The 20,611-nt window shown below is 48.1% G+C and carries 26 protein-coding genes; 18 read left to right on the forward strand and 8 right to left on the reverse strand.

Annotated features, from left to right (window positions below; genetic code table 11):
• Window positions 1-80 precede the first annotated feature (80 nt).
• The 13 genes from L2082_RS02315 to cobA all read left to right on the forward strand — a co-directional run bounded on the left by L2082_RS02315 (window position 81) and on the right by cobA (window position 10,124).
• Window positions 81-674 (forward strand): D-sedoheptulose-7-phosphate isomerase, encoded by a 594-nt coding sequence (locus L2082_RS02315; RefSeq protein WP_446007757.1) that lies wholly within the window; start codon window positions 81-83, stop codon window positions 672-674.
• Between the two features lie 27 nt (window positions 675-701).
• A complete protein-coding gene (locus L2082_RS02320) occupies window positions 702-1,628 on the forward strand; it encodes an Rpn family recombination-promoting nuclease/putative transposase (protein WP_446007758.1) in 927 nt (308 codons plus the stop codon).
• Window positions 1,629-1,643: 15 nt separating this feature from the next.
• Window positions 1,644-2,600, forward strand: coding sequence for a hypothetical protein (locus L2082_RS02325; protein WP_446007759.1), 957 nt, complete (start codon window positions 1,644-1,646; stop codon window positions 2,598-2,600).
• A 50-nt stretch (window positions 2,601-2,650) separates the two neighbouring features.
• Window positions 2,651-3,814, forward strand: coding sequence for an RNA-binding domain-containing protein (locus L2082_RS02330; RefSeq protein WP_446007760.1), 1,164 nt, complete (start codon window positions 2,651-2,653; stop codon window positions 3,812-3,814).
• A gap of 270 nt (window positions 3,815-4,084) precedes the next feature.
• Window positions 4,085-4,246: a hypothetical protein gene (locus L2082_RS02335; protein WP_446007761.1), complete on the forward strand. Its 162-nt coding sequence runs from the start codon at window positions 4,085-4,087 to the stop codon at window positions 4,244-4,246.
• A 91-nt stretch (window positions 4,247-4,337) separates the two neighbouring features.
• Window positions 4,338-5,195 (forward strand): hypothetical protein, encoded by an 858-nt coding sequence (locus L2082_RS02340; protein ID WP_446007762.1) that lies wholly within the window; start codon window positions 4,338-4,340, stop codon window positions 5,193-5,195.
• Window positions 5,196-5,203: 8 nt separating this feature from the next.
• Complete coding sequence (locus L2082_RS02345; RefSeq protein ID WP_446007763.1) at window positions 5,204-5,503, forward strand: element excision factor XisH family protein; 300 nt, start codon at window positions 5,204-5,206, stop codon at window positions 5,501-5,503.
• On the forward strand, window positions 5,491-5,835 hold the full coding sequence (locus L2082_RS02350; RefSeq protein ID WP_446007764.1) for an element excision factor XisI family protein: 345 nt from the start codon (window positions 5,491-5,493) through the stop codon (window positions 5,833-5,835). The genes L2082_RS02345 and L2082_RS02350 overlap by 13 nt, the downstream gene beginning before the upstream one ends.
• 8 nt (window positions 5,836-5,843) lie before the next feature.
• Window positions 5,844-6,143, forward strand: coding sequence for a hypothetical protein (locus L2082_RS02355; RefSeq protein WP_446007765.1), 300 nt, complete (start codon window positions 5,844-5,846; stop codon window positions 6,141-6,143).
• Between the two features lie 115 nt (window positions 6,144-6,258).
• Window positions 6,259-6,870 carry a hypothetical protein gene (locus L2082_RS02360; RefSeq protein ID WP_446007766.1) on the forward strand — a complete coding sequence of 204 codons (612 nt, stop codon included), beginning with the start codon at window positions 6,259-6,261 and terminating at the stop codon, window positions 6,868-6,870.
• Entirely contained in the window at window positions 6,870-7,556 is a 687-nt protein-coding gene (locus L2082_RS02365) for a nitroreductase family protein (protein WP_446011410.1), read from the forward strand. The genes L2082_RS02360 and L2082_RS02365 overlap by 1 nt, the downstream gene beginning before the upstream one ends.
• A 27-nt stretch (window positions 7,557-7,583) precedes the next feature.
• On the forward strand, window positions 7,584-8,510 hold the full coding sequence (hemC, locus tag L2082_RS02370) for a hydroxymethylbilane synthase (RefSeq protein WP_446007768.1): 927 nt from the start codon (window positions 7,584-7,586) through the stop codon (window positions 8,508-8,510).
• Between the two features lie 60 nt (window positions 8,511-8,570).
• On the forward strand, window positions 8,571-10,124 hold the full coding sequence (cobA, locus tag L2082_RS02375) for a uroporphyrinogen-III C-methyltransferase (RefSeq protein WP_446007769.1): 1,554 nt from the start codon (window positions 8,571-8,573) through the stop codon (window positions 10,122-10,124).
• 70 nt (window positions 10,125-10,194) lie between these two features.
• Here cobA and L2082_RS02380 read toward each other — a convergent pair whose 3' ends face one another.
• The 6 genes from L2082_RS02380 to rplU form a co-directional block, all read right to left on the reverse strand.
• Window positions 10,195-10,341, reverse strand: a complete 147-nt coding sequence (locus L2082_RS02380; protein ID WP_446007770.1) for a hypothetical protein — start codon at window positions 10,339-10,341, stop codon at window positions 10,195-10,197.
• A 504-nt stretch (window positions 10,342-10,845) separates the two neighbouring features.
• A complete protein-coding gene (locus tag L2082_RS02385; protein WP_446011411.1) occupies window positions 10,846-11,373 on the reverse strand; it encodes a bacteriohemerythrin in 528 nt (175 codons plus the stop codon).
• A 132-nt stretch (window positions 11,374-11,505) separates the two neighbouring features.
• Window positions 11,506-12,702 carry a glutamate 5-kinase gene (gene proB, locus L2082_RS02390; RefSeq protein WP_446007772.1) on the reverse strand — a complete coding sequence of 399 codons (1,197 nt, stop codon included), beginning with the start codon at window positions 12,700-12,702 and terminating at the stop codon, window positions 11,506-11,508.
• Window positions 12,699-13,736 carry a GTPase ObgE gene (gene obgE, locus L2082_RS02395; protein ID WP_446007773.1) on the reverse strand — a complete coding sequence of 346 codons (1,038 nt, stop codon included), beginning with the start codon at window positions 13,734-13,736 and terminating at the stop codon, window positions 12,699-12,701. Before obgE ends, proB begins: the two co-directional genes overlap by 4 nt.
• 262 nt (window positions 13,737-13,998) lie before the next feature.
• Window positions 13,999-14,256: a 50S ribosomal protein L27 gene (gene rpmA / locus L2082_RS02400; protein WP_446007774.1), complete on the reverse strand. Its 258-nt coding sequence runs from the start codon at window positions 14,254-14,256 to the stop codon at window positions 13,999-14,001.
• A 75-nt stretch (window positions 14,257-14,331) separates the two neighbouring features.
• Complete coding sequence (gene rplU, locus L2082_RS02405) at window positions 14,332-14,640, reverse strand: 50S ribosomal protein L21 (RefSeq protein ID WP_446007775.1); 309 nt, start codon at window positions 14,638-14,640, stop codon at window positions 14,332-14,334.
• 325 nt (window positions 14,641-14,965) lie between these two features.
• Between rplU and L2082_RS02410 the strand changes: the two genes are divergently transcribed.
• Together L2082_RS02410 and L2082_RS02415 are read left to right on the forward strand one after the other, a co-directional pair.
• Window positions 14,966-15,124, forward strand: a complete 159-nt coding sequence (locus L2082_RS02410; protein ID WP_446007776.1) for a rubredoxin — start codon at window positions 14,966-14,968, stop codon at window positions 15,122-15,124.
• 73 nt (window positions 15,125-15,197) lie between these two features.
• Window positions 15,198-15,917, forward strand: a complete 720-nt coding sequence (locus tag L2082_RS02415; protein ID WP_446011412.1) for a lipid-binding SYLF domain-containing protein — start codon at window positions 15,198-15,200, stop codon at window positions 15,915-15,917.
• 115 nt (window positions 15,918-16,032) lie between these two features.
• Here the strand turns inward: L2082_RS02415 and L2082_RS02420 are convergent, their stop codons facing one another.
• A complete protein-coding gene (locus L2082_RS02420) occupies window positions 16,033-16,698 on the reverse strand; it encodes a Crp/Fnr family transcriptional regulator (RefSeq protein WP_446007778.1) in 666 nt (221 codons plus the stop codon).
• A gap of 209 nt (window positions 16,699-16,907) precedes the next feature.
• On the opposite strand from L2082_RS02420, the gene hcp reads away from it, so the two are divergent.
• From hcp to L2082_RS02435, 3 genes are all read left to right on the forward strand, one after another.
• The gene (hcp, locus tag L2082_RS02425; RefSeq protein ID WP_446007779.1) at window positions 16,908-18,539 is read left to right on the forward strand and encodes a hydroxylamine reductase; all 1,632 of its coding nucleotides are present in this window, start codon (window positions 16,908-16,910) and stop codon (window positions 18,537-18,539) included.
• Between the two features lie 55 nt (window positions 18,540-18,594).
• The gene (locus tag L2082_RS02430) at window positions 18,595-19,335 is read left to right on the forward strand and encodes an HD domain-containing protein (protein ID WP_446007780.1); all 741 of its coding nucleotides are present in this window, start codon (window positions 18,595-18,597) and stop codon (window positions 19,333-19,335) included.
• A 99-nt stretch (window positions 19,336-19,434) separates the two neighbouring features.
• Complete coding sequence (locus tag L2082_RS02435; RefSeq protein ID WP_446007781.1) at window positions 19,435-20,181, forward strand: ATP-binding protein; 747 nt, start codon at window positions 19,435-19,437, stop codon at window positions 20,179-20,181.
• Window positions 20,182-20,187: 6 nt separating this feature from the next.
• On the opposite strand, the gene L2082_RS02440 is transcribed toward L2082_RS02435, so the two are convergent.
• On the reverse strand, window positions 20,188-20,436 hold the full coding sequence (locus L2082_RS02440) for a toxin-antitoxin system HicB family antitoxin (RefSeq protein ID WP_446011413.1): 249 nt from the start codon (window positions 20,434-20,436) through the stop codon (window positions 20,188-20,190).
• Window positions 20,437-20,611 lie beyond the last annotated feature (175 nt).

Raw genomic sequence — 20,611 nt, forward strand, 5'->3', positions numbered from 1 at the left:
AAGCGTTTTCGTGCGTCCGGGTACGGAAACGCTTTTCATTTCTCTCAACTGTAACATCAGTACATTGATCAGTATCACCGATGAACGAATTTATATATACCCGTTTGAGTCAATCTATTCTCGCTAAGGAAGACTTTGCTAAAGAATCATCCGAAAAGGTCATTCAGCTCTCTGAAGAGATTGTTGCTACCTTTAATAAAGGAGGCAAAGTGCTTATCTTTGGAAACGGCGGCAGTGCTGCTGACGCCCAACATGTGGCAGCAGAATTTATTAATCGCTTTCTCCTCAATCGCGCTCCACTACCTGCTATTGCTTTAACAACTGACGCCTCTATCCTGACCGCTATTGGTAATGATTTTTCGTATGAAATGGTGTTCACCAAACAAATCCAGGCATTGGGAAAGCCCGAAGATCTGGCCTTGGGGCTGACCACCTCCGGTACTTCCCCTAATGTCGTGCAGGCCCTTGCTGAGGCAAAAAAGATGGGTTTGACAACCGTGGCCCTGACCGGCGGCACTATTATCCCTGAAAACGGGGTACACCCCCACTGCGACATGGTGCTCAATGTGCCCTCCAATTACACGCCTCGCATCCAGGAAGCCCACCTCTGGATTGAGCACCTTGTCTGCGAGATCGTGGAAAAAATGATGTTCGGCCGCTGGGATGAGGAATAGCTGCGAGCTAGCTAACCGAAAAACGACATGGTCGAAGACCTGCTCAAGGGCTTTGTGCGGGGAGAATGGGTGGAACAGCTTGACTTCAGTACGCTTGAAAAAGTCAGCGAATCCTATATCAGCGATGACATCCGGGATCGTGAGGATGATATTGTCTGGCGGGTGCGCTGGGGCAAAAGCTGGATCTACATTTATCTGCTGCTTGAATTTCAATCAACGGTCGATCACTGGATGGGTGTTCGGATGATGACCTATGTTGGGCTATTATATCAGGATCTCATAAGAACGGGCAAGCTGACCAAGACCAAAAAATTACCACCAGTTTTCCCGATAGTTCTGTATAATGGAAAGACGTGCTGGAATGCAGCCACGGATCTTAATGAACTTGTGGAGGAAATCCCCGGCAGTCTGCGTCGTTATCAGCCTTCCATGTCTTATCTGCTGCTGGCGGAGCACAACTTCCGGGATCAGGAGCTGCAACCGCTTAAAAATTTGGTTGCCGCCCTTTTTCGACTTGAAATCAGTCAAGAACCGGCTCATCTCGCCGCAGTGGTTGAAAATCTACTCGATTGGCTCAAAGAACCGGAACAGGCTTCTTTGCGCCGGGCCTTTACTGTTTGGTTTCATCGGGTACTTTTTGCTGACAAGCCGGTACCGAAAAAAATCGGACCATTAAATGAACTGAGTGAGGTACGAGTAATGCTTGCTGAACGTGTACAGGAATGGAAAAAAGAGTGGAAAAAAGAGGCCATCCAAGAAGGACTGCGAGAGGGACTTCAAAAAGGACTTCAAAAAGGAAAATTCAGTATGTTGCATCAGCTACTCGAATATAAATTCGGCACCCTTGAAGCAAGAATTGTTGAGCAACTCCAAGCAGCCAATGATCAACAGCTTGAAGAATGGGGAAAGCGCATCCTGACCGCGACAACACTCAACGATATTTTTGATAACTGATTCTTTTTCAACTCCATGAATGCACGAAATATCGAACCACTTGACTTCACCGGTCTCAACACCTACTCCGTCCACGACCGCCACTCCAAGGTAACAGTGGAGGATTTCGCCCGCCCGGTTCATCCCGGCATGACCGTTGCTGAGCTGATCAATGGCCTGCCCAAGCAGTTTGCCGGGGTAGATTTTCCAGAGTTTATTGATCGGATGATGACCGCTTTTCATAATGATCGCCCAATCCTTCTGGGCATGGGCGCACACGTCATCAAGGTCGGTCTGAATCCCATCCTCATTGACCTGATGGAGCGAGGAATTATTTCGACTATCGCTCTGAACGGAGCAGGCATCATCCACGACACAGAGATTGCTATGGTGGGACGCACCTCCGAGGATGTAGCTGATGTGCTAGGGGCCGGGGCTTTCGGGGCAGCCAAAGAGACCGGCGAGGTGCTCAACAGGGCCATAAATCAGGGGGCAGAACAAGGCATCGGCTTAGGTGAGGCTGTTGGCAACACCCTGCTCCGGGAAGACTTTCCCTTTAACGAGCAGAGCCTTCTGGCCCAGGCCCGACGGCTGAACATCCCTGTGACCGTGCATGTGGCCGTGGGCACAGATATCATCCATATCCATCCTGATGCTGATGGGGCAGCCATTGGTCAGTGTAGCCATCATGATTTCCGGGTCTTCTGTAGCTTGGTCAGTGAGCTGGAAGGCGGGGTTTATATGAATGTTGGCTCAGCGGTGCTGCTGCCGGAGGTCTTTCTCAAGGCCCTTACTGTGGTCCGAAATCTGGGCCATGAGGTGAAGCGGTTCACCACGGCGAATTTTGATTTTATCCGGGCCTATCGACCTGCCACCAATGTGGTGCATCGCCCTACCCTGGAAGGCGGCAAGGGATTCAATTTCACCGGACATCATGAGCTAATGATTCCGCTGCTGGCTGCGGCAATTGTGGACAGGCTGGGGGATACTTGATAGAGTGAGGGATTATTCCAGAAAATAATTTGTTCAGCAGAGAGTATCCAATGCAGCTCAACGAATTTAAGAGATTGGTAAGAGCAGGCGAAAGTTCGCGCGTTGAGTTTAAAGCATGCGACTTTCATAATGATTCCTTAGCAAAGGAAATCGTGGCCTTTGCCAATATGAAAGGCGGAAGAATCTATATCGGTGTGCGCGATAATGGAGAGCTTGAAGGCGTTGACCGAAAAATCGAAGAACGCATTGTTAATATATGCAGAAACAATATTCTTCCCTCAATCATCCCTGATATAGAAACATTACTGATTGAGGACAAACGAATACTCTGCATTCATATAGACAGAGGCCGATATAAACCGTATAAGGTAAAAAAAACAAATAAGTTCTACATTCGGGCTGGCTCGGTCTCTATCGAACCGAGTAACGAGGAGCTTGTACGTTTATTTCAGGACGGCGAGCAGCTCCATTTTGAGGTCTCCCCGGTCTTTCCCTATCAACGCAACCAGTTCGACATACTGCGTTTTCGTGATTATGTGGAAACCTATCGGGGGATAGACTACGACGAGACAGAACTGGACCGGCTCCTGTACAACCTGCACTGCATTGATGAGGAAAATCGTGTGAGCGTACTTGGTGCCCTCTTCTTTACCAGAACTCCTTCGCGTTTTCTTCCCCAAAGCGGCATAGAGTGCAACTGTTTCGCCGGACCGGACACTGGCAGCGAGATTACAGACTATCAGGCTGAAGATTGCAGCATTGTCGAGTGTATTGAATACGCCATCGGATTCGTCAAGCGACACAGCCGTGTCCAGCTTGCCTTTGATCCGGCGACCGGGCACAGGAAAGAACTTCCGACCTATGATACAGGCATCGTTCGGGAGCTGATCGTCAATGCCTTTATGCACCGCGACTGGTCGATTTTCGGACAGAGAATACGCCTCAACATCTTTACCGACCGCATGGAGGTGTTTTCTCCGGGCAGCTTGCCGAACACATTAAACTTAACCCGTGCATTATCCGGCATTTCCTATTACCGTAATCCGATTATTTCACAGATGCTCAAAGATTACAAAATGGCAGACCGGGTGGGACGCGGATTGCAGAAGGTGGTCAACTATTACCAGGAACGCGGCCTGCGCCCGCCTGTTTTTGATGTGGATCATGCCTCGTTCAGGGTGACGCTTTGGGAAGCTGGGATGAAGCAGGATTGAGATTCCGCTGCGGACGGCGGCGATTGTGGATAAGCTGGCTATGACTGAATAGCATGGCGTGTTAATTGAATCTTCTGCCGCTTGCAACGCGCAATCTGCCGCTTGAATCAAGACGATTTCAATTGAAATCACCCTGATTCAAATTGAAATTGAGACGATTCAAGTGTAAATCGGGGTGATTTAAGTGTGAATCAAGATGATTTAAACTTAAATTGCTCTGATTTAAATTTGAATTAAGACGATTTAAGCGTAAAACGGGGCAATTTAAGTGTGAATCGGGGTGATTTACGTGGGTTTTGTGGCAGGCAAAACAGGGTTGGGGCTGTGGATGGTGTGGCTTTCGTGGCGGATGAGACTGACTGCGGAGCAGAGGCCAGTGAGGTGGCTGCGATGATGGCTGCGGCGGTTGTGGACAGGTTGGGGGAGCTTTGATATAAGTCAGTTTTTTTGTAATTTTAATTCTATGATAACAAAATGTTGCAAATTCATCTCACAGTGCTGAAAAAAAGTGATGGGTGGCAAGATGTCAACAGTTGAAATTAAATACATCTCAATAAATATCACCCCAGAAGTTGGGGCAAATGATTGGGTAGTCGCTGTACGTGTTGTACCAGCCGGTCGTGATGGCACGACAGTTTATGGACGCACCTTAATGCCTGGCGAAGAAGATTCTGGTGTTCCGATAAGTTATAATCCGAGTGCCGGGGAAAAGATTGAATTTCGTCCGGGTGATCTTAAATTTACTATCTACGATATAGATCGGATAGCAGAGGTCGATTCAAACGGATATGCACCTGTTACATATACTATCCAAACATGGCTGAAATTTTGCGCACCTGTTGATCAGAATCTCTTCCTTTTTCTTGTTGCCGCTTCTAAGCGTCTTGATACGGCATACTTTGCTTATAGTCAAATTACATCTATAGCAAAGGACATATCTGGATCTTTTCCGCACCAGTGCCAGCAGATAATTACGGTTCTTGGACTATCCGAATTTCTCTGCATCGCTCTTAACCGAGCAGTTAACATGCTTCAACAACTTTCTGGAAATTTTTCAATTAATCTACAATTGCCAAATTCGATAACAGGCAATGTGCAGTCACTTCGAGAAATTCGCAACGCATTTGAACATATTGAAGATCGTGCGTTAGGAAAAGTCAGAAATAAAATACATCCTGACGCTTTTACGATATTCGATCAAAAAAAAATATTCACAGAAGGTATTTTAACATACGGAAAGCATAGCCTAACCCTCCATACCGACATACTCCAAATGCTCCTTGACGCACGTCAAACCCTACTAAAGATTGCGATCAGTATATCAGGAGGGGATACAATACCTTTTGATGTCAATCAGATGAACTATTCAAAGCACAAGTAAAGATTGACTTGGGAGCCGAAAAAGTAATTGCTGCGGAAAAAGGTAACGAAAAAATAGCGATAGAGATTAAGAGCTTTGTCAGGCCCTCGGCTGTTTCCGAGTTTCATGCAGCAGTGGGACAGTATATGAATTACCGGAAGGCTCTTGGAAAAAGTGAGCCGGATCGTCTGTTATATCTGGCTGTTCCGAAAGAGACGTTCAACTCATTTTTCACCCTCCCGTTTATTTCGGAGTGTATTGCGGATTACAATCTGAAATTGATAATTTACGACCCTGTAAAGGAGGCTGTGACAGCATGGAAAAAATAGACCGTTACCGGCAGTATATCAAAGAGGTAATCGCCCGCCACAGCATTCCCTCATCATACGGCGATGCCGAAGTGCAGCAAATTTTTGATACGGAACGCGACCACTATCAGCTTGTCCATACAGGCTGGTTCGAGCTGGAACGTATGTACGGCTGTATTGCCCATCTAGATATAAAAGACGGTAGAATATGGATACAGTACGACGGCACTGAAACCGGCATTGCCGATGAATTAGCAGAACTTGGCGTTCCCAAAGAGGATATAATCTTAGCCTATCATCCGCCGTACAAGAGACCGTACTCAGGATTCGGGCCGGATAAACAGAAAAAATGAGGTTTAATATGGTTCTCAAGAAAGATGCAACAGAACAGAAAACCTCTTTTGACGCCCTTTTGGATAAATGGGGCAGATTTTCGGCTTCCGAAGCTGACAAGGTTCTGGATGAACGGGAAACTGCAAAGCCGGAAGCGGATTTGCCACAGGCAACTTATCCGCAACCTGAAAAAACGGATTACGCAAAGCAAAAACGGCAAGGAATAGATCAAGTTCTGCGGACAATGAACAGAAATACGGAAATATCTATGGCATTCACAGAGTTCAACTCGTTGAACGAAATCTATAAGGCAATAACGGTCGTATAAAAAAGCTGGCCGATCATGCTAACAAGGACATCCCTTATAAAAAAATAACATGACTCAAACAAAACAAACTCGCGGTGCATGCGCCTTCTGCGGTCGTAAGATGACCGGAAACGGCATGGTGAAACATCTATCCGCCTGCCCCAAACGCAAAGATACCTTAAGCGAAAACGACCAGAAAACCGGTAAAAAACAGAAAATCTATCATCTCAAAGTCCAAGACGCTTGGCTGAACGACTTTTGGCTCCACCTGGAGATATGCGGTTCAGCAATCTTAAAGGATCTGGACAGCTATTTGCGATCAATCTGGCTGGAATGTTGCGGCCACCTGAGCCAATTTTCCGTTGGAGGCTGGAAAGGCGAAGAAATCGCAATGGATACCAATGTCCAGTCCATCTTTCGCCCTGGCCTGATACTGACCCATATCTATGATTTTGGAGAGTCTTCAGAAACGCAAATCAAAGTCGTCTCCGAACGCGAAGGCACGCCCATGACCGAGCACCCGATCTACTTAATGGCCCGTAACGAGCTGCCGGAAGTGGCGACCTGCACCTGCGGCAAATCCGGTGCCTGGTTATGCCTGGACTGCGCAGAGCAAGATGATGAAGTTGCCCTCTTGTGCGATAAACATGCCAAGGACGAGCACCAGGATCACGCCCTGATGCCCATCCTCAATTCACCGAGAACCGGACGGTGTGGCTACAGCGGCCCTGCGGAACCTCCGTATTAATGACTGTCATGACTGATCCACAACAGATTACCCGGATTGACGCCCTTGAGAAGGTTATCCGCTCCCGGCGTTCCTGCCGGAGCTTTGCTGGTCAGGTTCCTGATGAGGTACTGCAAAAGATCGTTGAATCTGCGATCTATGCCCCCTTTGCTGCCGGAGCCGGGATATCTTTGAAGGAAGGACGCCGGATTTTTATCTTCCGCCAAGGTACAGAAGCGATGGATCAGGCCCGACAGATCATTGAGGCCCAACTCCGCAGTGGAGCCTCCAGGATTGGCATGGCAGTCCGATTCCTTCCCTTTCTCCGCAAAAAGATGGGATTCTTTGCTGACCGGATCAGCACCACAGCTACGCAGGGAATCCCCGGCCTTACTGAGGGGGCCTTCTATATCGTGGCAGCAGAAAAAAAAGGCTTTCCTCCGCTTGCAAGTCAGACCTTGGCCCATGTTATGGAAAATATGTGGCTGACTGCAACAGCGCACGGAGTCGGGATCCAGATACTTTCGGTCACCAACGGATTAACTCAGCACAAAGGTTTTATGCAGCTTCTCAACCTGCCCCCAGGACAATGGGCCTTGAACGGCTGTGTTGTAGGAATGCCGAAACATCCGCCCAATAACAAAAGAAAACGGGATACGGAATATTTTATCCATTGGGTCGGCGAAAATAAAAAAAATAACCAGTGAAATGTACTGGCTAAACTTGGGAAAAATATGAGAAAGGAAATACGCATCGGAACCCGGGCCAGCCTCCTGGCTGTGACTCAATCAACTTGGGTAAAAAATCAGATCGAAAAGCAGTACCCCGACACCACTGTAGAACTGGTGAAAATTGTCACCAAGGGCGATAAAATCCTGGATGTTCCCCTGGCTAAAGTGGGCGGCAAAGGCCTGTTTGTCAAGGAGATTGAAGATGCCTTGCTGGATGGACGCGTGGATCTGGCCGTGCATTCCATAAAGGACGTACCTGCCGAGTTACCTGAGGGTTTGCACGTCGCTATTGTGCCGGGGCGGGAAGTCCCTCAGGATGCCTTTGTTTCTGTGAGCTATAAAAATATTGAGGCCCTACCCCAAGAAGCAGTCATCGGCACCTCCAGTCTCCGACGCAAGGCCCAGTTGAGCTACCTGCGTCCCGATTTGGAAATCAGAGATCTCCGTGGTAATCTGGACACCCGACTGCGGAAATTGGATGAAGGAGAATATGATGCCATTATTCTGGCAGGAGCTGGTCTGAATCGTCTTGGCATGCAAAAACGAATTACGACCTTGTTCACCACGGAGCAGATGCTGCCTGCCATCGGACAGGGATCACTGGGCATTGAGCTGCGAATTGCGGACAACGAGTTGCTGGAAGGCTTGCAGTTCCTGCATGACCAGAAAACCGCTACCGCTATTGCTGCGGAACGGGCCTTTCTCCTTCGCCTCGAAGGCGGTTGCCAAGTACCTATCGGCGGCTTTGCCACGATTGATAAGGAGACCATCACCCTCACCGGTCTGATCGCCTCGCTAGATGGTAAGACTATCCTCAGAGAGCAACTCAGCGGCACGACAGCTGATGCAGAAAAAATCGGCATCACTCTTGCTGAAATCCTGCTGGACAGAGGCGGCAAGGCGATTCTGGATGAGGTTTATGAGGCGTGATGACGCCCTGATCGTAAAATTTGTCTGCTGTTTCAAATTTGAACAAAAAGTAAATAACTCATGAGCAAAAAAAATATACAAGGCAAAGTATACCTCGTCGGTGCCGGTCCCGGTGATCCGGGCCTGCTCACCCTGCGGGGAAAATATCTCCTTCAGCGGGCAGAAGTCGTGTTTTACGACTATCTGGTCAACAAAAAACTGCTGAACCATGTACCTGACACCGCCGAGCTGATTTATGTCGGTAAAAAAGGCGGTGGGCTCCATGCCTACACCCAGGAAGGGATCAACAAAATGCTGGTCGAGTACGGTGCTTCCGGCAAACGAGTGGTTCGTCTCAAGGGTGGCGACCCTTTTATCTTTGGACGCGGCGCTGAAGAGATTCAGGAGCTGGTAAAACAAGGGGTTGATTTTGAGGTGGTTCCCGGCGTAACCTCGGCAACAGCTGCTGCCACCTATGCTGGTATTCCTATAACCCATCGGGGGTACACCACTTCCGTGGCCTTTATCACAGGACATGAAGCCACTGGTAAACGGCAGTCCACTGTGGCCTGGGATAAACTGGCCACTGGTGCGGGCACCATTGTCGTCTATATGGGGATCAAGAACCTGCCTATTATTACGTCAAAACTTATGGAGCACGGTCGTGCCCCGGAAACGCCAGTAGCTGTGGTCCGCTGGGCCTCAACCCCAATTCAGCGTTCCGTGGTCGGCACCCTGTCAACTATTAGCGAGGTGGTACAGAAAACGGGCATCACCCCCCCTGCCCTGGTTATTGTCGGTGAAGTGGTGAACCTGCGCGACAGCGTTGACTGGTTTGAGCGACGCCCTCTGTTTGGTAAACGAATGGTGGTGACCCGCACCCGTGAACAAGCCAGTGAGCTGGTTTCCCTGCTGGAAGAAAACGGAGCTGATTGCCTGGAATACTCCACTATCCACATTGAACCGGTGGATGACTACAGCCTGCTGGATCATGCTGTTCAGAACATAAGCAGCTATGACTGGGTTCTCTTTACCAGCCTGAACGCGATCACCTATTTTTTCAAACGACTGGAGGCGACAGGTCAAGATAGCCGTATCCTGGCCGGTTGCGGCATTGGTGCGGTGGGCCGGGCAACAGCGGATGAGCTGCTCAAGCACGGTATTCGGGCTGATCTGATTCCGGAAAAATTTACTGGGGCTGGTTTAGCAGAGTCCCTGGTCAACGGCAATATCTCAGGAAAACATGTCCTGTTACCACGGGCTGAAAAGGCTATGGAGACCCTGCCAGAGATGCTGGAAGACGCAGGTGCAAACGTAACCGTGGCTCCGGTGTATCGCAACATTCCTCCCCAGGGACGCAAGGATGAACTGCGGGAAGAACTGGCTGACGGCAATATCGAATTGGTCACCTTTACCAGTTCTTCAACAGTGACCAATTTTCTGAGCATGATTGACGCTGACAATGACCAGAAACTCCATCAACTATTGGACGGGGTAAAAATTGCTGCCATAGGCCCTGTTACCGCAGAGACTGCCCGTACAAATGGCCTGACCGTTGATATCCAGCCAGACAATTATACCATTCCCGATATGGTGACCAGTATTGTGGACTATTACCGCCCTGAAGCTACCTGAGGTTCTTCTCCGACAAGTCTTTTCTGAAAAAGAGCCGAAAAACGATCTGCTCAGTACAACAACCAGCAGATCAAAGAAAAAAGGCAAAAATCCCATACGCTGTCGCACCTGCCAAGCCCTGATCACCAATCAGGATCAGGCAATAAGCAGGCAAGGCCAGCACGAACATGCTTTTTTTAACCCTGCTGGCCTGGCCTTTGAAGTCCGTTGTTTTCAAGATGCTCCTGGTTGTCTTGTGCAAGGCACACCAACAGCGGAGTTCAGTTGGTTTGCAGATTACCACTGGCAGTATGCCCTTTGCATACATTGTCGTACGCATTTAGGGTGGTTCTTCTGTTTATAACGGATTCTGTTTATTTTACTTTCCGTATATAAACCAAACTGTTATGGATGCAAATAATACCGGTGATATTCCGTTTTAGACGTTTTTGAGGACACAGTTGCCGAAAAATGAGCTGGTGCTTCAAATATTAATCATGAGAAAACAACGCGTTGCCGTATCAATAGAATCCGTTATAATCAGAAATTCTGATACCAGGAACCCGAGTTGTTCAGAGAGATCAGAGGGTATTCGTTAAAGGCTCGGTGACCGAGCAAGGATAGATATGTCTTTGAGATGTTTGGATGTTGCCTTCTGAATAGTTACGTTCTCTAAATTTAAATGCATGGTAGATCGTTTGCTGTTCCTGCGAAAGGGTTCTTTGGGAAAGGAGGGAGGGTATCACGAAGCTGCCTGAGCAGTTGTATCTCGCTTAAAAAAGGAAAGGAAACGGGCAAAAACACCTTCAGGGAGCACTTCTTCATATTCATCCTCCTTAATATGTACCGCACATTCCCGTAAAGAAACATCAACCTTGAGGATATGCTTTACCAACCAGGACTGGAGAAAGATGTGGATTTGAATGAGTACACCTCGGGTCAGACGGCCCTGGTCCATTTTTTCTTGCAGTTTTTTTTGATAATGAACGTATTTTTCAAGGAATAGCCGATGCTCTTCTTTATTAACATCCTTCATCGGATGGTCATATTCTTCAAAAATTATTTCTTCATCCCGAAAATGCTGTTGCGCATATTCACCGAGGAAGTTGAGCATTTCAAGGATTTTTTCTATGTTTTTCTCGTCCTCTTTTGGTGTGGACTGTTTGAGGAAGAGTATGAGGCCGTTGACGCCCTCAAACATTTCATGGTGCTGTTTGTCGATGTGAGTAAAGCCTGTATTGTATTTTTGGGGATCCCATTGCAGTCTCATAGTTACTCCTTGAGAAAAAGTAGGTAGTAATAATGGTTTCTATAGAATTGTCCAGCGCTTCCTTAAGTCAGCGGTAGTCAGAAGTAATTTGTCTATGTTGTTCTCCCAGCCTGGGAATCTGGAAGGAGATTATTATGTCTTTTGGGGAAGCGGTTCGAATTCTCTGTCAAAGAGCACCAGGTTGTCCCGATGAATAATTTCATCGCTATCGTAAAATCCAAGAATACTTTCTATTTCAGCGCTTTTTTTCCCTCGGATCTTATCCAGATCATCAGATGTGTAGTTGGTCAGACCAGCAGCAACCATTTGTCCGCCAGGGCAACGACATTGCACCGAATCACCGACCTCAAAATCGCCTTCAACCCGGGTGATTCCTGAAGGGAGCAGGCTCTTGCCGCGTTCAACAATGGCCCGGCAGGCCCCGGCATCCAGATACAAGGTTCCTGATGGCCGGAGCACATGGGCTATCCAGTGTTTTTTTCCTTTGATTATTTTTTCCTGTTCCGGGAGAAAAAAGGTTCCCACCATGTCACCGGAAAAAAGTTCTTTGAGAACATCTTTGTTGTGGCCAGGTCCGATAAAGGAAGAGCTGCCACAGGCGGCAACCATCCTGGCTGCTTTGATTTTGGATTGCATGCCACCGGTTCCCAGGACACTACTGGTATTGCCCGCCATCATCTCAATCTTGCTGTCAATAGCGGCTACAGTGTAGATTGGCTTGGCTGTGGGGTCTGTTGCCGGGTTTGCTGTGTACAGGCAATCCACATCAGTCAGCATGATGTACATATCTGCTCCAATCATATTGGAGATCAGAGCACCAAGGGTATCATTATCACCAAAGCGCAGTTCCAGGGCAGAAACTGTATCATTTTCATTGATAATGGGAACCACCCCGAATTCAAACAGGGTCAGGATGGTGTTGCGGACATTGAGATAGCGATCGCGCTGGGAAAGGTCCGTATGAGTGAGCAGGATCTGGGCCACCTGCTGATTGCTATGGCGGGCAAAGCGTTGCTCATAAGCCTGCATAAGGAGTCCTTGTCCCACAGCAGCAAGGGCCTGTTTGACCTTGAGTTCCTCTCCTGGTTGGTGATGGACCTGAAGGCGTTTTCTGCCGGCAGCCACAGCACCGGAACTGACCAGGATGACCTCGCGTCCACTGGCACGAAGAAAGGCGATATGATGACAGAGTGTATCAATGAAATCAATATCCAGCCCGTCTGCTGTGGTCAAGACAGCACTGCCTACCTTAAGGACCACGATCCTGGCCTGGTCAAAGAGGGTTTGGCGGTAATAGAGACCATCATCCCGAGGAACCTGAAAGGTCATAATGTGTTCTTCTCCTCTTGTCTTTTTGAGGCTGCCTCCCGCTTTTTTTCGAGAAGATCGGCAAGCAGCTCTTTGAGTATATCCAGCCCAATGTTTTCTTTTGCAGAAAAGGTGAGCACCTCAATGCCCTGTTCCTGAAAAAGAAGCCGGAGTTCTGCAATTCTGTCCTTATCAAGGCAATCAATTTTATTCAGGCCTATCAAGTGGGTCCGATTCAGGAGTTCATTATTATAGGCGGCAAGTTCCGCTGCCAACACCTGGTAATCCTGGAGAGGCTGTTCATCCTCGCTTGCAGCGTCAATAACATGGAGGAGAATGCTGGTTCGTTCCACATGACGGAGAAATTGATGCCCCAGCCCGACGCCTTCACTGGCCCCTTTAATCAGGCCGGGAATATCGGCAATGATACAAGGATCCATGAACTTCAGGTGCATAACCCCTAACTGGGGGGTCAGAGTGGTAAAGGGGTAGGGTGCCACCTTGGGATTGGCCGCAGATAGTTTGGAGAGCAGGGTGGATTTGCCTGCATTAGGCAGACCGATCAGTCCCACATCTGCCAGCAGTTTGAGTTCGATTTTGAGCCAGAATTCTTCACCAGGAACGCCAGGCGTGGCCTTGCGCGGGGCCCGGTTTGTTGAGGTGGCAAAGCGGGCATTACCAAAGCCGCCTTTACCGCCCTGGGCTGCAATAAAACGTTGACCAGCCTGGGTGAGATCTGCAAGGGTTTGGCTGGTTTCTCCATCTTTAACCACAGAGCCTGGAGGAACATAAATGATGGTATCCTTGCCGCTGCGACCGTGTTTGTCGCTGCCTTGGCCGTTACCGCCTCGTTCTGCCTTAAAATGGGAACGATAGCGGAAATCTATTAATGAATGTTTGCGGGAATCAGCCTCAATAAAGATAGAGCCGCCTCGCCCGCCATCGCCACCGTTGGGGCCGCCTTTGGGTACAAATTTTTCCCGCCGGAAACTAACGCAGCCATTACCACCGTCACCAGCTTTTACGAAGAATTTTACTTCGTCAACAAAACCCATTATGTTCTCTTGTCGTATAGATTTTCATCCTTCCCCTTGGGGAGGGATAATAAATATTCTACCCGTTCTTTCGAATGCCGTAGGGGCGACCGGTGGTCGCCCTCCTCTACGGGGTCATTGATGTTCCGAGGGCCGTAGGGGCACGGCGCGCCGTGCCCCTACCGAGCAAAAAAAAACTCGACACCACAAAAATGATGTCGAGTAACTTCGTCGTATGCTGAAGCAAGGTCAGCTATCCTTGTCCTGTTTTTTTGTCTGGGCATTATGCCTCAGGATAAACAGACACTCGCTTGCGATTTTTGCCAAAGTCTTCAAATTTGACCACTCCGTCTACCTTGGCAAACAGGGTGTAGTCACGTCCGCATCCTACATTGCTTCCAGGATGGATTTTGGTACCAAGCTGACGAACAATAATGCTGCCTGCTGTTACGCTCTGTCCGCCAAAGCGTTTTACTCCGCGTCGCTGTCCTGCACTGTCGCGACCGTTTCTTGAACTACCACCTGCCTTTTTATGTGACATGAGTTCTCTCCAGATGAAAATAAACTTCCATCCCGCCCCTCCGGGGTAGGATAACAAAACATGAAAAGTAGAAAATTACATGATCTCTTCAATACTCAGAGCAGTGAAGAGCTGACGATGACCACGAAGTACGCGATATCCTTGCCGTCGTTTCTTTTTAAAGACAAGCACTTTTTTGGCTTTGCCCTGATCAACGATTTTTGCAACGACCTTGGCACCTTCAACCGCAGGCGATCCAACCCGGATATTTTCACCGTCTGCAACCAGCAAGACATCAGAAAGTTCTACGGTATCACCGACTTGGCCTTGCAATTTTTCTACCCGTAAAGTATCACCAGCTGCGACCTGATACTGCTTCCCGCCGGTACGTACTATGGCATACATATTCCTTCCTCCGTATATGAGCAATGATAAATGATTATCAGATTATTTCAAAATTCAAAAGTTCATAAATAAACTCTATGATCACTGGTTTTGTCAAGAAGAAAAGAAGTAAATTCGGAGAAAATGCCGATCTAACCAAGTGCGGAAACGCTGTTCTGGTCAGAGGGAACGTTGGCTTTTTCTTGCGCAATACTGCCAGATTCATTATACTCTTTTTTGTTCATAATGTTGGATGCCCTGTAGGGGCGAATTCTTGTCTTCGCCCTTAACGAATTTGGAAAGCGTTTTTTATTGTATAGAATTATTTGAACAGGAGGAAGAGGTAATGCAGAAATACGAGTGTCCTTGTGGTTATATATATGATCCTGAAGAAGGAGATCCTGATAACAATATTGCAGAAGGAACTGCTTTTGAAGACCTGCCTGATGACTGGGTTTGTCCTAAATGTCAGGCCGAAAAAGAGTATTTCTTTGAGGCTGATTAAGCTGCATAGGTTTGAATCAGACAAATATGACCGGTCATTCAATCAATACCGGTCATTTCCTCTTCTGAAAGATATGGGCTTACAACAAGTCGTTGGCCTTTTTTTTTGCTGTCTTTTGTTCTCGCCCTCTCCGTCCTGGGGATTTTCAAAAAATAGTCTCCGTTCACAAGAACTGCTTGATGCCAGAGAGTTGGTTGCGCAAAGCGATGCGGTTCTCTACGATTTTTTGCAGGATCCTAATGTGAAATGGCTCCCAAAGCATATTGCAAAAGCACGCAGTATCTTTATTGTTCCCCAGATGCTCAGAGGAACCTTCCTGATAGGGCAATCCGGTGGGACAGGTGTTTTGCTTGCCCGTGATCCTGTCTCTGGAAAATGGAGCTATCCTGGATTCTACACTATTGATTCGGTATCAACAGGATTGCAAATCGGTGCTGATGCCTCAGAGATTATCCTTCTCGTCATGACAGAGCGAGGAATGCAGGCTATGCTAAGGCCTCAATTCAGGATTAACTCGAATATTGTTGTGGCAGCAGGATCTCGTGGCACTCGAACCTCTCAACGGTCAGCTGATATTATCGCCTATGCCCGTTCCATGATGGGAATTATCAGTGGCGTGTCGCTTGCCGGAGCAGTTATAGCTCCACAGAGTACATTGAACACTGCTTTTTACGGAAAACCAGTACGTCTGGAAGATATCTTGGTCCGCCAGCAGGTGAGTAATTATACAGCAGGGTCACTCCGGAGAAGAATAATGAAAGCAGTGGGCACGTTCTTAAGAAATCATAAGTAATAAGCTCGTTGTGTTCAGGTGCTGAATTGTAGGAGCAGACCTGCGTGTTTGCCCGGTGAAGAAGGGTGAACACATAGGTTCGCCTCTAGGGTGTCAAAAAAAGGTTACCATCAAGCTATTTTTCCAATAAGGTATCATACTGCAACAGTTCAATCCTTTTGCCTTTGACCCTGATCAGCCCTTCTTTTGTCATTTTGGAAAAAATCCTGGACAGCGTCTCAGGACTGGTTCCTAACAGGCTTGCGAGTTGTCCTTTGGGGATATCAAGTGTTACTTGTGTGGTGTTTTTTTGTTCCTCAGTCAGATAAATCAGATGGGCAGCTAAGCGGGCTGGTACCTCTTTTAAGGACAGGCTTTCTATCTGGGCGGCGAAGCGGCGCAAGCGCATGGAGAGGACCGCCAGCATGGAAAGGGCCAAAGATGGGGTGCTATTGATCAGGTCAATGAAGCCTTGCCTGGGAAAAAAAAGCATGGTTGAAGGTTCAATGCTGATGGCATTGGCTGGAAATGGGGTACCATGAAAAACCGGGACTTCGCCAAAGGGTTCGCCAGGGCCAAAGATGTGAAGAATCTGTTCTTTGCCGTCCAGTGACATTTTATAAATTTTTACCCTGCCTTGCCCGACCATATAAAACCCGGTTGCCTTATCTCCTTCAAAAAAAATTGACTCACCCTGGTGGAATTTTTTTGCTGATGCCAGCTCAGCAATTTGGTCAAGAAGGGATGGGGAAAGTCCTTTGAAAAGGATTGATTCAGCAAGGAGTTGTTTTTTATTGAGCACAGTGGTCTCTTTTTTTATTGAGCACAGTGGTCTCTTTTTTTATTTCGCCATAGAAAACCACCCCCTCTGGGGGTGGATTCTTTATATTTTCTTTTTTTTGACGCAGATCAATGTATGCAAGAGCTGTTTACCGTATACTTTGCTCATAATCAAGAATATGTTATGTGTAAAGCTATAAATGCTGGATAACCTTTATCAGGGAGATGACTATGTATTGCAATCAATGCGAACAGACAGCAAAAGGAATCGCCTGCACCACCGTAGGTGTGTGCGGTAAAAAAGAAGATGTTGCAGATATTGAAGATGTCTTGATCTACGCTCTTTGCGGGATATCTTTATTTGCCCATGAAGCACGGCAAAAGGGAATTATTGATGAGGCTGTTGATCGCTTCACCATGGAGGCTATTTTTTCCACGCTGACTAATGTGAATTTTGATTCGGAACGTTTTGTTGGTTTGATTAACAAGACTGTTGAGTTACGAGAATCCCTGAAAGGACGGGTTGCCGAGGCAGGCGGAACAGTGGATTTTGATCATCCGGCAGCGACCTTTACTCCGGCAGACTCTGTGGCTGGTCTGGCAGAGCAGGGTGCTGAACTTCAGTTTATCCCCAATTTGGATGCTGATGAAAACATTCGTTCTCTGAAGCAGACCCTGCTGTATGGGCTGAAGGGGATTGCCGCCTATACTGACCATGCCTCTATTCTTGGTCAGAACGATCCGGCCATTGCTGGCTTTATGTATGAGGCCCTGTCTGCCCTGTTGGCAGAGGGCTTGACCATTCCTGACTGTGTGCCTGTGGCCATGAAGGCCGGAGAAATGAATTTGCGGGCAATGGAGCTGTTGGATGCGGGCAATACCGGTACTTATGGCGACCCGGTTCCTACTTCAGTGCCGCTGGGACATCGCAAGAATAAATGTATCCTGATCACGGGTCATGACCTCCATGACCTGGAATTGCTGCTCAAGCAAACTGAAGGTAGGGGCATTGATGTCTATACCCACGGCGAGATGCTGCCCTGTCACGGCTATCCGGAACTGAAAAAACACGAGCATTTTTACGGTCATTTTGGCACAGCCTGGCAGAATCAGCATAAGGAATTTCCGAATTTTCCTGGGCCGGTGCTTTTCACCACCAACTGTATCCAGAAGCCCAAGGATGAATACAAGGATCGTATCTTCACCACTGGTCTGGTTGGTTGGCCCGGCGTAACCCATATCGCGGACAAGGACTTCAGTCCGGTGATCGACAAGGCATTGGCTATGGACGGTTGGCAGGATGAGACAGATAACGGCTCTGTGATGGTGGGATTTGCCCGCAATGCCGTGCTTGGGGTTGCCGATAAGGTTATTGAGGCGGTGAAGAATAAGGATATCCGTCATTTCTTTCTGGTGGGTGGGTGCGATGGTGCCAAACCAGGACGGGATTATTTTACCCGATTTGTTGAGCAGGTGCCTGATGATTGCATGGTCCTGACTCTGGCCTGTGGTAAATTCCGTTTCTTTGATAAGGATCTTGGCGACATCGGGGGAATTCCGCGTCTCCTGGATGTTGGTCAATGTAATGATGCCTATTCCGCCATCCAGATTGCTGTGGCCCTGGCTGGAGCCTTTGAGTGCGAGGTTAATGAGCTGCCCCTGTCCATGATCATTTCCTGGTATGAGCAGAAAGCAGCAGCTATTTTGCTCACCTTGCTCTATCTGGGCATTAAGGACATCCGCCTTGGACCTTCCTTGCCTGCCTTTATCAGCCCGGCGATCCTTGATTTTCTGGTTGCGACCTTTGATATCAAGCCGGTTGCAGCAACACCGGAAGAGGATTTGCAGACAATTTTAGGATAACGATCCCTAGGGGCACGGCGTGTCGTGCCCTACAGAACGGGAAAGGGAGAACACCATGCAATGTCCAGGACAAGACAGCCGGTATTGGAGCGGAGAGGATGTATTTGAGAGCAACTGCCCTAAATGTGGTCAGGGGGTAGAGTTTTTTAAGGATGATAGTCAGCAGACCTGCCGGAACTGCGGCCACAGAATGCTGAATCCCAAGATTGATTTTGGCTGTGCTTCGTACTGTGCCCATGCCGAGCAATGTCTCGGCTCTCTGCCCCCGGAATTGGTCGAGGCACAGGGGGAGTTGTTGAAAGACCGGATCGCCCAAGCCATGCGCAAATATTTCGGTGAGGATACCCGGCGAATTCGCCATGCTGAGACGGTTGCAGAACAGGCTGAGGCCATTGCCAAGGGAGAAGAGGGCGGTGATATGATGGTCATCATGGCTGCTGCTTATCTGCATGATATTGGAATCCGGGAAGCAGAACGGAAATTTGACTCTTCAGCAGCACGCTATCAACATAGTGAGGGGCCACCGGTTGCCCGTGAAATTCTCACGAAGCTTAAGGCGAAACCAGAGCTGATTGACGAGGTTTGCGATATTATCGGGCATCACCACTCGCCCCGTAATGAGGAGAAGGTCAATTTTAAGGTATTGTACGATGCAGATCTGATTGTGAACAAACTTGAGCAGTATCAGGATGCCCCCCCAATCCAGGAACAGTTTGACCGGCTTTTGAAGATATTTCTCACCAAGTCCGGGGCTACACAGGGAACAAAGGTACTGAAGAAATACGTCAAAGCGTAATGTGTCTGCAAGGTGCAGTAGGGGCAGGTCCCTGTGCCTGCCCAGCATACAAGAGCGAACACAGGGGTTCCGCTCCTACACAGACCGAGAGGCCATGCCATGAAACAAGTGAGAAAAATTATAGAAATAGACGATGAACTCTGTACAGGTTGCGGTGAATGTGTACCTGACTGCGCAGAAGGTTCTTTGCAGATCGTTGACGGCAAGGCCCGTCTCGTTGAGGATAAACTCTGCGATGGTCTTGGGGCCTGTCTTGGTGCCTGCCCTACCGGTGCCTTACGCATTATTGAACGGGAAGCAGATGAATTTGACGAAGAAGCAGTGGAAGAATTTCTTGCTGAACAGAATAAGCAGCAGGAGGCAGTTGCATCGGCTGGCAGAGGATGCCCGTCTGCGCAGCTCAAGAGTTTCCCGCAATCTTCAGCCTGTCAGGCAGCTAATGAGCCTGGTTCTCAGGATTGTTCGGCCTTGTCTCAGCTCTCCCACTGGCCAGTTCAGATTCGTTTGATTCCCCCTACAGCACCATTTTTAGAGAATGCTGATCTCCTGATTGCAGCGGATTGTACTGCTGTTGCTTATGCTGGTTTGCAAACGGATTTTTTGCAGGGGAGGGTGGTGATGATGGGCTGTCCCAAATTTGATGATCAGCAGATGTATGTAGAAAGGTTTACCGAGTTATTCAAAACCCGTAAGCTCAACTCTGTGACCATTTTGATTATGGAGGTGCCGTGTTGTTCCTCTATGCTCCAGATTGTTAAAAAGGCCTATACAGATGCCAAGGCTGAGGTTCCGGTTCGACAGGCAGTTGTTTCCACCCAGGGCCAGTTGATTGATGAGCGGGATTGAATATCATTAATCCGTTATGACAATATCGTTCTCATCCAACGGATGATTGCTGCCGATTTTGCTTAGCGCATTGTCGAACTTATCACGAGATCCCCGTGCCGCCCGCTGCTCCAGATACTCCTGTGTTCTCAGGGCGGACATCTTTTCCGCAAGTGCTGTGGCAATAAACTGATTGACAGAAATTCCTTCTTCTTTTGCAATATTTTTTACTTCCTTATGAAGAAACTGAGGAAGTCTTAAACTTACAGTGCTCATAACAATCCCCTTGATGTGAGAAATTCCCAAGGTGTCACAGCCTTGATACTCAAAAACGACACCTTTCCCTCTGAATAGGTGCATTTCATGCGGCTCGCTGAAGTTTTTCAATCTTCAGATTCATTGAATGCTTGATTTGGTTTGTTATAACCTTAATCCTGAATTTCTCTTGAAG

Source organism: Candidatus Electrothrix sp., from assembly GCF_052785085.1.